At 57.6% G+C, this 14,816-nt stretch carries 10 protein-coding genes and 3 pseudogenes; 9 read left to right on the top strand and 4 right to left on the bottom strand.

From position 1 onward, the window contains the following. Positions 1 to 11 precede the first annotated feature (11 nt). Both CLAM6_RS06660 and CLAM6_RS18190 read right to left on the bottom strand, forming a co-directional pair. On the bottom strand, positions 12 to 1,508 hold the full coding sequence (locus CLAM6_RS06660) for an aldehyde dehydrogenase family protein (protein WP_153635495.1): 1,497 nt from the start codon (positions 1,506 to 1,508) through the stop codon (positions 12 to 14). 250 nt (positions 1,509 to 1,758) lie between these two features. Further along, positions 1,759 to 1,887 carry an integrase core domain-containing protein gene (locus CLAM6_RS18190; RefSeq protein WP_153636822.1) on the bottom strand — a complete coding sequence of 43 codons (129 nt, stop codon included), beginning with the start codon at positions 1,885 to 1,887 and terminating at the stop codon, positions 1,759 to 1,761. Positions 1,888 to 1,992: 105 nt separating this feature from the next. On the opposite strand from CLAM6_RS18190, the gene CLAM6_RS06650 reads away from it, so the two are divergent. The 7 genes and pseudogenes from CLAM6_RS06650 to CLAM6_RS06615 all read left to right on the top strand — a co-directional run bounded on the left by CLAM6_RS06650 (position 1,993) and on the right by CLAM6_RS06615 (position 9,184). After that, complete coding sequence (locus CLAM6_RS06650; RefSeq protein ID WP_153635494.1) at positions 1,993 to 3,372, top strand: IS1380 family transposase; 1,380 nt, start codon at positions 1,993 to 1,995, stop codon at positions 3,370 to 3,372. Between the two features lie 293 nt (positions 3,373 to 3,665). Then, complete coding sequence (locus CLAM6_RS06645) at positions 3,666 to 3,971, top strand: ArsR/SmtB family transcription factor (protein WP_153635493.1); 306 nt, start codon at positions 3,666 to 3,668, stop codon at positions 3,969 to 3,971. A 225-nt stretch (positions 3,972 to 4,196) separates the two neighbouring features. Further along, positions 4,197 to 4,527 (top strand): annotated as a pseudogene (locus tag CLAM6_RS17915) (transposase); the annotation flags it as partial. A gap of 72 nt (positions 4,528 to 4,599) precedes the next feature. Further along, positions 4,600 to 5,774 (top strand): IS3 family transposase gene (locus CLAM6_RS06630; protein WP_242007794.1). Its coding sequence is split into 2 segments (ribosomal slippage): positions 4,600 to 4,855 and positions 4,855 to 5,774, totalling 1,176 coding nucleotides; the frame shifts between segments, so codons are not numbered across the junction. A gap of 155 nt (positions 5,775 to 5,929) precedes the next feature. Continuing rightward, positions 5,930 to 7,309: pseudogene (locus CLAM6_RS06625) on the top strand (IS1380 family transposase). 389 nt (positions 7,310 to 7,698) lie between these two features. Then, positions 7,699 to 8,021 (top strand): annotated as a pseudogene (locus CLAM6_RS18185) (transposase); the annotation flags it as partial. Positions 8,022 to 8,191: 170 nt separating this feature from the next. After that, the gene (locus CLAM6_RS06615; RefSeq protein WP_153635490.1) at positions 8,192 to 9,184 is read left to right on the top strand and encodes a nucleoid-associated protein; all 993 of its coding nucleotides are present in this window, start codon (positions 8,192 to 8,194) and stop codon (positions 9,182 to 9,184) included. Between the two features lie 189 nt (positions 9,185 to 9,373). On the opposite strand, the gene CLAM6_RS06610 is transcribed toward CLAM6_RS06615, so the two are convergent. Next, the gene (locus tag CLAM6_RS06610) at positions 9,374 to 10,306 is read right to left on the bottom strand and encodes an aspartate aminotransferase family protein (protein ID WP_242007763.1); all 933 of its coding nucleotides are present in this window, start codon (positions 10,304 to 10,306) and stop codon (positions 9,374 to 9,376) included. Between CLAM6_RS06610 and CLAM6_RS06605 the strand changes: the two genes are divergently transcribed. Further along, positions 10,305 to 10,934: a helix-turn-helix domain-containing protein gene (locus tag CLAM6_RS06605; RefSeq protein ID WP_242007762.1), complete on the top strand. Its 630-nt coding sequence runs from the start codon at positions 10,305 to 10,307 to the stop codon at positions 10,932 to 10,934. The two genes, CLAM6_RS06610 and CLAM6_RS06605, sit on opposite strands and share 2 nt — an antisense overlap. A 240-nt stretch (positions 10,935 to 11,174) precedes the next feature. Here the strand turns inward: CLAM6_RS06605 and CLAM6_RS06600 are convergent, their stop codons facing one another. Next, positions 11,175 to 12,053, bottom strand: coding sequence for an ABC transporter substrate-binding protein (locus CLAM6_RS06600; RefSeq protein ID WP_172978637.1), 879 nt, complete (start codon positions 12,051 to 12,053; stop codon positions 11,175 to 11,177). Positions 12,054 to 12,412: 359 nt separating this feature from the next. Here CLAM6_RS06600 and CLAM6_RS06595 point away from each other — a divergent pair, with 359 nt between their 5' ends. Next, the gene (locus CLAM6_RS06595; RefSeq protein WP_153635488.1) at positions 12,413 to 14,440 is read left to right on the top strand and encodes a TonB-dependent receptor domain-containing protein; all 2,028 of its coding nucleotides are present in this window, start codon (positions 12,413 to 12,415) and stop codon (positions 14,438 to 14,440) included. Positions 14,441 to 14,816 lie beyond the last annotated feature (376 nt).

Below are 14,816 nucleotides of genomic sequence, written 5' to 3'. Positions count from 1 at the left end.
ATGAATCGCACTCAAAACACACCGAACGGTGCTTCGTTCAAGCTGATGTAGATGTTCTTCTTCTCGCTGTACGCGTCCAATATGGACTTGTGAGTCTCGCGGCCGAGACCGGACTTCTTGTAGCCACCGAACGGGGCGTGGGCCGGAATATCATGATAGGTGTTAATCCACATACGGCCAGTTTCGATGGCTCGCGCCACACGGATTGCACGGTTGATGTCCTGGGTCCAGACTGCACCAGCCAAGCCATAGTCGGAAGCATTAGCCAGCGCCACCACTTCGGCCTCATCCTTAAACGACAGCACGGTAACGACCGGCCCAAATATCTCCTCTTGGGCGATGCGCATGTCGTTGCGCACATCAACGATGATCGTCGGCTTGATGAAGTAGCCAGCATCGTATTCACCGCCAGTCAGTCGCTCACCACCTGTGAGGATGCGAGCTCCTTCTTCCTTAGCCAGCTCGATGTAGCTCATGATGCGATCTGTATGGATTTGGCTGATTTGGGCACCCATCTGTGTCTTGAGGTCGAGCGGATTGCCAACGCGAACCTTTTCAAAGCGTTTCTTGAGCTCGCCGACGAAGCGCTCGTAGATCGTCTCGTGCACGAACAAGCGAGAACCAGACTCACATACTTCGCCTTGGTTCCACAGAATGCCAAGTGCAGCCGCTTCGATAGCCCGATCCCAATTGGCATCGGGGAATATGATGTTGGCCGACTTCCCGCCAAGCTCTAGTGTGGCCGGAACGATCCTCTTGGCTGCTGCTGCTGCCACGACTTCACCGATACGCGTTGAGCCGGTGAAGGCGAGCTTGGCGACCTGAGGGTGATCGAGAATCGCCTGCCCAACCTCTGTGCCCAGGCCAGTGACAATGTTGACCACGCCGGCAGGAAGCACCTTGGCGAAGATCTTTGCCATTTCCAAAATCGTGACCGGCGTCATCTCTGATGGTTTGATTACCACCGTGTTGCCCATGGCAATCGCCGGGGCAATCTTCCAAGCTGCCATCAATAGCGGGAAGTTCCAGGGGATGACTTGGCCGACCACGCCGAGTGGTTCGCTTAGCGTCAGACTCATCGTCTGGTGGTCAAGCATGGAAGCTTCGTCCGAATGGCTGCGTATCGCACCGGCAAAGTAGCGGAAATGGTCGATGGCCAACGACACATCTACTTGGGCCTCACGAACCGGCTTGCCGACATCTAGGCTCTCAAACGCCACGAAACACTCAGCATCGGCTTCGAGCAAATCAGCAATCTTCAGCAGCGCGTTGGCACGTTCGGCCGGAGAAGTCTTGCCCCAGGAGTTAAATGCGCGGGCCGCCGCTTGGACAGCACAATCCACGTCACCAACCGTGCCGCGCGGGATATTGGTCAGAAATGCACCGGTGGCCGGGTTGGTAGAGTCGATGGTCTCGACACTTTCACCGTCAAACCATTGATTGTCGATGAAATGACCATAGTGGCTGTCGGGCGCATGGCTTGAAGTGGTTTGGTTGGGCTTCAACACAATGAACTCCTTTGACTTGGTTAGCCTACAAACCCATCATAGCTAGATATCGAGATACGTCAATACTTAAATTTTATGATATGGGTAAAATATAGCATCCGCCTCTCCTTATGTATGAGAGTGTTGCTCGAGTCACGTAAGCTCTGTATCGAAGGCATCGGCCCTCAAGTGAAGTGGACCCTATCCTTTGGACCACCTGACAGGTCGTCTAAGCTCGGATCGAATCATTATCGGCGTCAGGCCGCCTAGGTCAGTGGTTGGAAGTTGCTTCATCAGGTATATCATCGTCCAGCCCTTGGTGGGGCCGCTCCGTGTTGTACCAAGCGAAGCAACGCTTCAGATCCCTTCGCAAGTGGACGCCATTCTCAAATGCCTTCAGCCCGGCTTATTCATGAGATCGACCTGAAAACGAAGATAACGGATGGTATTCTCTTGAAAAATCAGTGTTTTACGCAAAGAGTCTGACTCAAGAGTACTACTCGCCATGGGTGAAAGCCTATCCACCTGGACGCCTTCCAGCAACGGCTCCGTCCGTGTCGAGCTGAGCGGCCAGCGAACCACCAGCGACAGCGGCGCCCTGCTGCTGCGTGAAGCCCTCGACAACAGCGGCGTGATCGAGGCGCTCGAAGACAACCTGGTCGATCGGCGCCACCCGCTCCGTATCCGCCACTCGCTGGCCAGTCAGCTGCGAACCCTGGTCCTGCAGCGCGCGATGGGCTGGATCGACCTCAGCGACACCGACACATTACGACGTGACCTACTCTGGCAGCTGGCCTGCAGCGATGCCCGCGGCATGACGCCACTGGCCCTTGACCGACCATCCCAAGCCACATTGTCGCGACTGCTGACCTGCCTCGGACGCAACGACAACATCGATGCCGTACACGAAGACCTGCTGCGACGGGTGGTCTGGCGTTTGACCTCGCTGAAGAACGGCGAGCGCCCCAAACAATTGACGCTCGATATCGACGGCCTGCCGATCGAGGTCCACGGTCACCAAGGCGGCTCGGCTTATCATGGTCTTTACGGGGCCCGCATTTATTCGCCGCTGATCGCCTCGCTGGCCGAAACCGGCGACATGGTGGGCGGCCTGCTACGCGAGGGCAACACCGGCCCGGCCGAGAACGCCGATACCTGGATCCCGCACCTGGTGAAGCGACTCAACGAGAGCACCGGCGCCAAGGTTCGGGTGCGTATCGATGCCGGGTTCACCGACAACGACACGCTGGAAGCGCTGGAAGACCGCGACATCGAGTACCTGGGTCGGCTACGGAGTCATAAGGGTCTGCAGAAACTGGCGTCCCCGCACCTGAAACGGCCACGAGGTCGACCCCCCGAGCAGCCTCGGGAATGGTGCCATGATCTCGAGTACCAGGCCGGTACCTGGCCTGAGCCACGTCGCGTGGTACTGGTAGTGCAGGAACGCCCCGACGACCTGCTGCTACATGCCTTCTTCCTGGTCACCAACCTCAACAAGTTCGACTGGCCGCCGGAGAAGATCCTGGCACTCTACCGCAAGCGCGGCAGCGCCGAGGCCCATATGGGTGAGGTGAAGTCGGCCCTCGACGTGCATCTCTCGTCGACGGATCGCGGCACCTCCACGATTCAGGACGTGATGGCTCGCAACGAGGTGAGCCTGCTACTCAACCTCTACGCCTACCAGGTTTTGCATGGTTTGCGGTGCCTGCTGGAGCGACAGACCCGGCAAGGCTGGAGTCTGAGCCGGATGCGCGAACAGGTGCTCAAGATCGCCGCTACGCTGTCACTGCATGCAAGACGCATCACCATTCACCTTGGTGCCGCCGCCGACAAGTGGTGGCCCACGTTGCTGAAGGGGCTGCCACGACTGACCGCGCTGAGTTGATACACGGCGAGACCGCCACAGTACCAAGAATAGAGCGACCGCAGAGGCGGCCGACGATCACGCCTGCGTTGACGGCTGAGACAGGTTTCTGAAAGTTATAAGAAGGCGAAAAAACAGCAGCATTTGGGCATATCTCACCGGGCTTTCACGGCGTAGATGCCGATCCTGATGAGAGAAGTCGCCAGCCAGCCGCTTCAGACCGCTCGTTCCGAGTCCTCATGAATGAGGCGGGATCATCGTTCCCATAGTAGTTTAAATATTATAATATCGAAAGAAATCGTTTTGAGGTTGCTATGAGTATTGATATCCAAGAGGCACTGAAGGCTTTGAACAACCCCGCCCGATTAGCGATCTTGGCCAAGCTCAAAGACCCACGAAAACACTATCCGGAGCAAGAGGTCGACCCTGAAAAGGTTGGGGTTTGTGTGAGCATCATCCAAGAGAGTGCGGGGCTGTCACAGTCGACGATTTCACAGTACTTGGCGGTCTTGCAGCGGGCTAAACTGGTTACATCCCAACGCATCGGACCTTGGACCTATTACAAGCGTCACGAAGGGAATGTTGAAGAGTTGCTGAAGAGCCTGAAAACGTTAATCTGAACATTGGCCGTGCCATTGCTGTGTGCGTGGCGCGGTTTTTTCACGAATCTCTACGACAGCGCGGAAAAGTTATCGTCGAATCTGGTGGATAGCAGTCAGGCCGCATTCCTGCCTGACTGATCAGATACCTGCCCCCGTACTGAGGCTCGACGTTTCGACGACTAGGTTTTGTACGAAAAGTCATTTTTGCTAATGTGACCCATGCACATCCAGCATAGGTGCGGTATGGCAGGACGCTACGAAATTTCTGATAGCCAATGGCAGTTGCTCGAACACATTGTGTCACCGACTCAAGCGATGGGCAGGCCGAGGCAGGACGACAGACAGATGCTGAACGGCATTTTTTGGGGCTCTATGCTCTGGCGCCAAGTGGCGCGACCTTCTCGAACGTTATGGCCCTTGGAGCACTGTCTACGCCAGATTCCGCCAAGGGCGTGATGACGGTATCTTTGAGGAGGTCTTGTCGCGCCTTCAACTTCGGCTTCACGAAGATGGTCTGATGGATCTCGAGACCTGGATGATCGACTCAACAGCCGTTCGTGCAACACGCGCCTCTGTAGTGGCACAGTGAATCTGGCCACCTGACTTTGAGTGTATGATGGCTCACAGAGACAATCAGGTGCAGATGATGACGAAGAAGAGAACGTTTAGCCCGGAATTTCGCTTGGAAGCGGCCCAGCTCGTGGTCGACCAGGGCTACACGCTGAAGGCGGCGTGTGAGGCTATGGGAGTTGGCAAATCCACCATGGAGTATTGGGTTCGCAGGCTTCGCGCTGAGCGAGCAGGCAAGGCGTCGCTGAAAGGTGAGGCTCTGACGCCGGAACAGCGTGAGATCCAGGAACTGAAGCGCAAGCTGCGGCGAGTGGAAGAAGAGAAGGCAATATTAAAAAAGGCTACCGCTCTCTTGATGTCGGACTCCCTGAGCAATTCTCGATAATCGAGCGACTTGAAGAGAGCTACGCGGTGCAGCACTTGTGTCAGGTGTTTGGGGTGCATCGCAGTAGCTACCGGGCTTGGCGTAGTCGGGATAGAAGACCTTGTGAGACTGAGCAGAAGCTGCTGGATCAGGTTGTCGAGGCGCATACCATCAGTAACGGCTCTGCCGGCGCTCGCAGCATTGCAAAAATGGTCACGCAGGCAGGAATACAGTTGAGTCGTTATCGGGCCAGCAGGCGGATGAAGCAGCTGGGGCTGATGAGCTCGCAGCCGCCGAGGCACGCCTACAAGAAGGCTGATCAGCCACACCTGGATATACCGAATGTTCTTGATCGGGAGTTCGATGTAAAGAAGCCCAATCAGGTATGGACCGGCGACATTACCTATATTTGGACAGGGGCACGCTGGGCTTATCTGGCAGTGGTCATCGACTTGTATGCTCGTAAACCCGTGGGGTGGGCATTGTCCCTATCGCCGAACACGGAGCTGGTAAAGAAAGCGCTGACCATGGCCTACGAATCGCGTGGAGAGCCACGGAATATCCTGTTTCATTCGGATCAGGGTTGCCAGTACACCAGCCGGGCATTCCGGCAGATGCTCTGGCGCTACCGAATGACACTGAGTCTCAGTCGCCGTGGCAATTGCTGGGACAATGCCCCAACAGAGCGCTTCTTCAGAAGCCTGAAAACGGAATGGATACCAGAGATCGGCTATCCCGATGTTGCTGCGGCGAAGCGATCTGTCACTGATTATATGATCGGTTACTACAGCAGCCTGCGGCCGCACAAGCATAACGATGGGATACCGCCGAATTTGGCAGAAAAGAACTACTGGAATGCTCAAAGCTCGGTGGCCAAAAGCACTTGACCACTACACTCCGCTGGTGGAGGCAAAAGGGGGATCTGAAGAACCTTTAACCCGGCTTATTCATGAGGCCGACCTGAAAACGAAGATAACGGATGGTATTCTCTTGAAAAATCAGTGTTTTACGCAAAGAGTCTGACTCAAGAGTACTACTCGCCATGGGTGAAAGCCTATCCACCTGGACGCCTTCCAGCAACGGCTCCGTCCGTGTCGAGCTGAGCGGCCAGCGAACCACCAGCGACAGCGGCGCCCTGCTGCTGCGTGAAGCCCTCGACAACAGCGGCGTGATCGAGGCGCTCGAAGACAACCTGGTCGATCGGCGCCACCCGCTCCGTATCCGCCACTCGCTGGCCAGTCAGCTGCGAACCCTGGTCCTGCAGCGCGCGATGGGCTGGATCGACCTCAGCGACACCGACACATTACGACGTGACCTACTCTGGCAGCTGGCCTGCAGCGATGCCCGCGGCATGACGCCACTGGCCCTTGACCGACCATCCCAAGCCACATTGTCGCGACTGCTGACCTGCCTCGGACGCAACGACAACATCGATGCCGTACACGAAGACCTGCTGCGACGGGTGGTCTGGCGTTTGACCTCGCTGAAGAACGGCGAGCGCCCCAAACAATTGACGCTCGATATCGACGGCCTGCCGATCGAGGTCCACGGTCACCAAGGCGGCTCGGCTTATCATGGTCTTTACGGGGCCCGCATTTATTCGCCGCTGATCGCCTCGCTGGCCGAAACCGGCGACATGGTGGGCGGCCTGCTACGCGAGGGCAACACCGGCCCGGCCGAGAACGCCGATACCTGGATCCCGCACCTGGTGAAGCGACTCAACGAGAGCACCGGCGCCAAGGTTCGGGTGCGTATCGATGCCGGGTTCACCGACAACGACACGCTGGAAGCGCTGGAAGACCGCGACATCGAGTACCTGGGTCGGCTACGGAGTCATAAGGGTCTGCAGAAACTGGCGTCCCCGCACCTGAAACGGCCACGAGGTCGACCCCCCGAGCAGCCTCGGGAATGGTGCCATGATCTCGAGTACTAGGCCGGTACCTGGCCTGAGCCACGTCGCGTGGTACTGGTAGTGCAGGAACGCCCCGACGACCTGCTGCTACATGCCTTCTTCCTGGTCACCAACCTCAACAAGTTCGACTGGCCGCCGGAGAAGATCCTGGCACTCTACCGCAAGCGCGGCAGCGCCGAGGCCCATATGGGTGAGGTGAAGTCGGCCCTCGACGTGCATCTCTCGTCGACGGATCGCGGCACCTCCACGATTCAGGACGTGATGGCTCGCAACGAGGTGAGCCTGCTACTCAACCTCTACGCCTACCAGGTTTTGCATGGTTTGCGGTGCCTGCTGGAGCGACAGACCCGGCAAGGCTGGAGTCTGAGCCGGATGCGCGAACAGGTGCTCAAGATCGCCGCTACGCTGTCACTGCATGCAAGACGCATCACCATTCACCTTGGTGCCGCCGCCGACAAGTGGTGGCCCACGTTGCTGAAGGGGCTGCCACGACTGACCGCGCTGAGTTGATACACGGCGAGACCGCCACAGTACCAAGAATAGAGCGACCGCAGAGGCGGCCGACGATCACGCCTGCGTTGACGGCTGAGACAGATTCCTGAAAGTTATAAGAAGGCGACAAAACAGCGGCATTTGGGCATATCTCACCGGGCTTTCATGGCGTAGATACCGATCCTGATGAGAGAAGTCGCCAGCCAGCCGCTTCAGACCGCTCGTTCCGAGTCCTCATGAATGAGGCGGGTTTAAGACATGCACGGGGCCGGAGTGACGGCGGCATCACGACCAAAATCCATTTGATCTGTGATCGTCTCGGCTGGCTCATCGCCATCAGACTGTCGGCGGTGGAATAGTCGGATACACGCTACTTCATGCCTACCCTGGAAAAGGTTCATCTAGCGGGGGATCCTGGTCGGCTGCGAAAACGTTGCCGCTACATCTTGGCAGACAAGGGCTATGACAGTGACGAGCTGCGCAGTTACTGCGACCGTGTACGAATCAAGCCGGTAATCGCTCAAAAAAAGATGAAGCGGAACTTCGGCCAGGTCTCCCACGTGGTTTCGATAAACCCATGTACCGTCAGCGAAATATCGTGGAGCGCTCTTTCTGTTGGCTGAAAGAGTTCAGTCGTATTGCGACGCGATATGAGAAGTTGGCCCGTAGCTTTTATGCGATGGTATGCGTAGCTTGCATACGGCGCTGTCTACGAGCCGAGTTTTCCTAAAGAACCTAGGGGCGGGCCGCTCATGCAAGCAGGCTCGCCCCTTGTCTTTGATCTCACAGCTCATCACCCGCTCGGCGCTCATGACAACCATGAGTGCCGCCTTCCCTACCACCGTGGAGTCGTGACGGGTATCATCCCCAGCCCATTCATCGCAGCCGAGGGAGGTTTCCATGCCGATCCTGCAGAGCATCATTCACCGTATCGACAAGGGCAATAGCGAGACGCCGGCCCAGCTGCTGCCTGCCGCCACCGCCCTGCCGGCATCCGATGCACTGGAGGATCTGGTGTCCGGGCTCAATGATGCCTACCACGGCAAGGCCAAGAACTGGGGCCGTTTCAATGAAGACGCGCCTGCCGCCTTCCCCTCCGAGCTGGCATCTTTCCTCGCAGGTGATACCGATTTCGCGAGCCTGACCCAGACGCTTGCCAGTCGACTCATGACGTTGATCGATGACAACCTCCCGACAGGCGGCCATCTGCTGGTGGTGGATCACCAACAGGGCGAGACGCGTCACCTGTTCATGGCGTTGCTGCACCATCGTGATGGCTTCGCGATCGACGAGTCCCTCGCGGTAACGCCCGCCCGACAGCTCAACATGACCCAGATGTCGCTGGCCGCACGACTGGATATCAGTCAGTGGCAAGGCAGCTCGACGTCTCACCCCTATCTGTCCTGGGCGCGCGATCGCGGACGCACCAAGCTCGCCGAAGCTTTCGCCGAGACGCTGGGCGCACAGGAGCAGCGGGATGCCGGCCAGGAAACCCGCACCCTGCTCAAGGCGTTCAGCGACTATGTCGAGAAGGAAGACATGGCCGAGGAAGCCAGCCGGCAGAAGACCGACACCCTGGTCGATTACGCCACCGATCAGGCCAAGCTCGGCGAGCCGATCACGCTGGACCAGCTGTCTGAGCTGATCGATGAAGAGCACCCGCAAGCCTTCTACGATCACATTCGCAACAGTGACTATGGGCTGTCACCGGAAATCCCGCCGGACAAGAAGACGCTCAACCAGTTCAAGCGTTTCACCGGGCGCGCCGCGGGTGTCTCGATCAGCTTTGACTCGCACCTGCTGGGCGACTCGGTGGAATACGATGAAGCGAGTGACCGTCTGATCATCAAGCAGGTGCCGACGGGCCTGCGTGATCAGCTCAAGCAGCGCTGACGTTCTTCCCTCCACTTCGCGCCAGACATGACAAGGCCCCACGGAATCCTCCAGTGGGGCCTTGTCGTCAGTGTCTCAAGCTATCGCACCCGGTCGAGGCTATATTTGCGCCCACCGTCTTGCACCTGCCTGTAGCGCCGCGCCACTCGGACACCAACTGACACCCGCTACCCTATCGTGTTGTCTGGCTCATTTCGCCGTTGCCTTCAGTGACTGCTCGAACCTGTCCAGAAAGAGGTCGGCTTCCGAACGCTCGATGCACAGTGGCGGACGGATCTTCAAGGTACTGCCGGACTTTCCGGCCCCGCCGATCAACACGCCATTGCGCTTGAGATCATTGATCAACGCCGTGGTGCGCTGGGCGTCTGGCGCGCCGTCACGCGTCGGGTCACAGAGATCCAGTCCCAGGAACAACCCGGCGCCTCGCACATCACTTACCTCCTCGAAACGTGCCTGAATATCCTGGAGCTGTCGCTTAAAGTACTCACCCTGACGCTCTGCATTGGCCATCAAGTCTTCTTCGGCGATCACGTCCAGCACCGCCGTGCCTGCCGCCACGGCCACAGGTGAGCCACCGAAGGTATTGAAGTAGCCTACATCGGCGTTCAGCACAGCCAGCAACTCTTCGCGTGCCGCGAGTCCGGACATCGGGAAGCCATTGCCCATCGGCTTGCCCATGGTCACCACATCCGGCGTCACGCCGTGACGCGAGAAGCCCCACATTCCCTGCCCCGTGCGCCCAAAGCCGGGCTGTACCTCATCGGAGATGAACAGGCCGCCCCGAGCCTGCAGGAGTTCGACCGCGGGCTTCAGGAAACCTGCAGGGTCTGCATAGATGCCATCGCTCGAGAAGATGGAGTCGACCAGCAGCGCCGCGCATCCATGGCCTCGCGCCTCCAACTGTTCGATGCCGAACCGCACCTGCTCGGCGAACCAGGCAGCCGGGTCTGCCTGCTCACTCATTCGGGAGATCGGCAGGATATGCACATGATCCGGCGGCGTGCCCTGCTTGTAGGAAGACGGTGAGACTTCCGTCACGGCGGCCGTATTGCCGTGGTAGGCCGCCTCGGTGACGATGATCCCCTGTCGCCCTGTCCAACCACGCGCCAGCCTCAGCGCCATGTCGTTGCTTTCACTGCCGGTACACATCATCACCAGTCGAGAGTCAGCTCTCACGCTGCTGGAAGGGGATCCGCAGCACTCGATGCGCCTCGGCATGCCGCAAGGGACTCGCCAAGCCGTCACCTTCCTGATGGACCGTCTGATCAAACGTCAGAAAACAGGGTTCGAGGTTCAAGTCCATCAGGACATTCTGTCGCTGGCTGTCTCCGCCATTCTGGAGGAAAAAACTCCCCTGACCGACCGCTACCCGAGCTACCACCACCGACGACAGGTAGTGGAGCGGGTACGATCACATGTGAACAGCACGGAACCTGCACCGGTCTGTATCGAAAGCCTTTGCCGTATCGCTCATGTCAGTCAGCGGACGCTTCGAAACAGCTTCACCAGCATTCTCGGCATCAGCCCCATGCAATTCATCCGCCTCAACCGACTCAATCAGGTACGACGCCGGCTGTGTGACCCTCAGTCAACAAGCACGGTCGGTCAGGTCGCCAGCGACTGGGGGTTTTATCATCTGGGCCAGTTCGCCCGGGATTATCGTCACCTCTTTGGTGAGAGCCCCTCGAGCACCCTGGCGCGCCATCGACGCAAGGCTCCAGCACCCGAAATTCACTTTGCCGTGAGATAGCCCCCCACCATCTGAACTGACGATACTGGGCCACACTTCTCTCACCCTGCCTCAGGAAGGTATCCGTCTAAACCTCATGCAGGTACGCCTGACCTACATGATTGACTCAAGCAACGCCGAGCCACCGACCAGTCTCAGAAAAAAGCTGTCAACAACGCCTGAACACACGAAGGCCAGACAAGATGCCTGGCCTTCGTGTGACAGAAAAGTGTGTGGCAGCAGGCTGTCTGCACCTTGGCCTTACAGCCCTCCGAGAATCTCATCCATCTGGGCGCGCACACTCTGCAAGCCATTGCCGGAGAGATACCAAAGTCCCGGGGATAGCACAGTGACACCAATATCCGCACCGCCAGCATCGGCCAGCGCGGCTTTAAGCGCGTCAGTATCCATCGGGGACTGGCCAATGGCAGCACTGCGATCAACCACATACAGAGTATCCGGCGCCATCTCGGCAATATTCGCTGGCGTCAGCGGATAGAAAGTACGCTCACCACGGCTGACCGGCTCCACGGAGTTCGGCAGCGCCGGCTGATCGATCTGCAGCAGCTCAGTGACGATCGGCTCCTGGCGCAGAACATAACGACCGTCGTTATGGATCACGACCAACGCGTCAAGATTTTCCGCCAGCCCTTCACGCGCCGTCGCAATATCCGACTCGAGCGCTGCCAGCTTCTCACGTGCCTTCTCTTCAGCATGATACGGGGACGCCAAGCTCAGTACCTTGCTGCTCAGTGCCTCGAAGTAGTTGCCTTCTTCGAGAGTGACATCACGCGTCTCCGCCACAGCCTTGAGTGCCTCAAGTGATCCAGATTGACGACCGGTGACCAGAATCAGGTCCGGCTCCAATCCCGCGATCGCCTCGACATCAGGCTCCTTGAGCCCGCCGATATCTGCCCGACCTTTGACCAGGTGTGACACATAGGCGGGCGCAGACTGATGTGGTACCCCGACGAGGTGCTCGGCTAATCCCAGCTCATCCAGCGTATCGGCAGCGCCCCAGTCCAAACTCACGACGGAAGGGCCATGCTCTCCCCCGCCGACTTCGTGTGCCTGGGCACTAATAGGTAAAGCAGCCAACAACAGAGTAGAAACAGACAAGGTGAGCCCAGCGACGTTCATCGACATTCCTTTTGTTGAATAATAATTAATATCATTTGTGTTTGCGATCCTAGCACGGCTATTTCCTCAAAATCATGCAACTGTGCGTTGCACAACCCGCAATTTACGAACGACTCCATGCCACCACTGAGGGTTGCGCAGAACGCAACTCTGACAACAAAGAAACACACCTAAACTAAAAAATACGAATGTTTATCATTTGTTTTCTTAAATACGAAAAAAAAGATCGACACTGATGCGATGACGTCTGTCGTATTCCTTACCCGAAGTCGACGTCAACAGAGCACTCAGTGGCCCACAACCCTAAAAAACCTCGTGGCTCAATAACGACATAATCGCGACCTCAAGGATCCAGGAACATGACAGTCCCCGCACTCCCCTTTGCTCGATCGGCCTTGGCTATCGGTATCGCCGCCGCTTGCCTACCTGCTGGCGTACAGGCTGACGAATCCAGCCAGTTGGAACCTGTGGTGGTGACAGCTTCCGGCTACGAGCAGGTGATCTCGGATGCCCCTGCCAGTATCTCGGTCATTACCGGCGAGCAGCTAAACAAGCAGTCGTACACGGACATCACAGATGCCATGGATAATGTGCCTGGCGTCTATGTTACGGGGGGCGGGAATTCTCAGGACATCAGTATTCGAGGGATGGACAACAGCTACACGCTTTACATGATCGATGGCCGCCCGCTCTCGGCTGGCCGCTCCGTGAATACCAATGGCAATGATGAAGGCAAGCAGATTGGTCTCCCCCCGATCTCGATGATCGAACGAGTGGAAGTGATTCGCGGACCGATGTCATCGCTGTACGGCTCACAAGCCATGGGCGGCGTCATCAACATCATCACCAAGAAGGTGGCGGATGATTGGTCAGGGTCTGTCACGACAGAATATACCCACTCGCTCAACGACATCAGCAATGACGGTCAGCAGCTGAGTTTCTATACCAGCGGGCCGCTCATCGAAGGCCTGCTCGGCCTCAAGGTCCATGGCAACTGGACCGGCTATGAAGAAAGCGATTACCAGGGCGGTAGCGACAATGCCGAAAGCATGCCCGATAGCGACACACGTCAAGGAGGTGCCGAGTTCACGCTGACGCCAGATGAGGACAATGCGTTCACGCTCGGCTATACCGCTTCCAAAAAAGAATACACTCACAATGCTGGCGTCAGCATCGCGGATGATTCCGAAACCAGTCGTTATCGCTACGATAAGGACGTCTATACCCTTGGCCACAAGGGAAGTTACGGCAGCTTCCTCACGGACACCTATCTACAGCACGATATCTCGGAGAACGTGCTGGACTCCGATGATGAGAAACGCGAAGAAGTCACCACGCTCAACAACCAGACCACGTACTTCTGGGGCGACCATATGCTGACCTTCGGCGGTCAGTACAAATTCGAGCAGCTGACCGATGAGACCAATGGTTTGCTGGATTCGAATGTCCCGGGGGCCGTCGATAACGTCGATCGCTGGATCGCGGCGCTATTCGTCGAGATGGAATGGAGTCTGACCGAGGACCTCAACGTCACCACCGGCTTGCGCTACGACGATGACGAGCTATTTGGCGGACATCTCTCGCCGCGCGTCTATGCCAATTACCACCTTGACCCGCAATGGACACTCAAGGGCGGGGTTTCCACGGGCTATAGTCAGCCGAGCCTATCCGCTGCGACAGAGGGCTTTGGACGTCGAACCGGTCGGGGTAGCGCTGTCATCATCGGTAACGAGGAGCTGGATCCGGAAACCAGTACCAACTACGAGCTGGGCACCGTCTTCCAGAACCAGTCTGGCACGCTCAGCGCCGGCGCCACCCTGTTCTACACCCAGTTCAAGGACAAGATCTCCGAAGACCGCCTCTGCCAGGGCCCGGATGAAGGTTTCTCCGATCCCGCCTTCCGCGAGTGCAGCTATGCCGGCACTGATTACTATTTCGTCAGCACCTACCGCAACATCGACGAAGCTGTCATGCAGGGCATCGAGCTGTCACTGGACTATGCCATCACGCCAAGCGTGAACCTTAGCTCCAGCTACACCTACACCGACTCCGAGCAGAAAAGTGGTGAATTCAAGGGCGAGCCCTTGAACAAGATCCCGGAACATATGCTCAACGTGGCGCTGGACTGGCAAGCCACTCACGACCTCAACCTGTGGGCACAGGGGAACTACCGTGGCGAAACCAGTGATTACCTGTCACGTACCAGCATGAGTGAAGGCACGCCGAGCTATACCTTCTTCGATGTGGGTGTCGTCTATGCCTTGAACGAGAGCGCCCGCGTCAAGGCTGGCCTCTACAACATCGCTGACAAGGAAGTCACCAATGACACCTACGGCGTGGTGCTGGATGGCCGCCGGTTGAACCTTGGGCTGACCATGGACTTCTGATCCTCGACCAGATCCACTCATGCTTACGCAACAAGGGGAGCCGAGGCTCCCCTTGTTGCATTGCAGCTCATGGTTTCAAAACAAGACGTCAGTCATGGGGGCCGGTGTCTTCATCAGCAGCTTCCATCAGATCCACGAGACTCGCTGCCACTTTCCTCCAGCAACCACTCGCGAAAGGCTTGCACCTTGGCAAGCGTTGCCCCCCCAGGCCGATGAATCACGTAATAGGCCAAGGAACACGCGCATATCACCTCATCGAAAAGTCTCACCAGACGCCTTCAAGCAATTACATCGTGAGCCATTACCACACGAGCCAGTGCAATACCCTGCTTAACAATTGCAACCTGCCGCTCCGAAGCGGAGTTATTCACCGATG

Source organism: Cobetia sp. AM6, from assembly GCF_009617955.1.
Classification (GTDB): Bacteria; Pseudomonadota; Gammaproteobacteria; order Pseudomonadales; family Halomonadaceae; genus Cobetia; species Cobetia amphilecti.
The sequence above is the reverse complement of the archived record's forward strand: the minus strand, read 5'-3'. Positions and strand labels throughout refer to the sequence as shown.

What these genes read in the sequence shown, in the direction of transcription:
- CLAM6_RS06615 (WP_153635490.1), top strand. Translation starts at nt 8,192, where the DNA reads ATGCCGATCCTGCAGAGCATCATTCACCGTATCGACAAGGGCAATAGC.
- CLAM6_RS06595 (WP_153635488.1), top strand. Translation starts at nt 12,413, where the DNA reads ATGACAGTCCCCGCACTCCCCTTTGCTCGATCGGCCTTGGCTATCGGT.
- CLAM6_RS06605 (WP_242007762.1), top strand. Translation starts at nt 10,305, where the DNA reads ATGTCGTTGCTTTCACTGCCGGTACACATCATCACCAGTCGAGAGTCA.
- CLAM6_RS06600 (WP_172978637.1), bottom strand. Translation starts at nt 12,053, where the DNA reads ATGAACGTCGCTGGGCTCACCTTGTCTGTTTCTACTCTGTTGTTGGCT.
- CLAM6_RS06610 (WP_242007763.1), bottom strand. Translation starts at nt 10,306, where the DNA reads ATGGCGCTGAGGCTGGCGCGTGGTTGGACAGGGCGACAGGGGATCATC.
- CLAM6_RS06645 (WP_153635493.1), top strand. Translation starts at nt 3,666, where the DNA reads ATGAGTATTGATATCCAAGAGGCACTGAAGGCTTTGAACAACCCCGCC.
- CLAM6_RS06650 (WP_153635494.1), top strand. Translation starts at nt 1,993, where the DNA reads ATGGGTGAAAGCCTATCCACCTGGACGCCTTCCAGCAACGGCTCCGTC.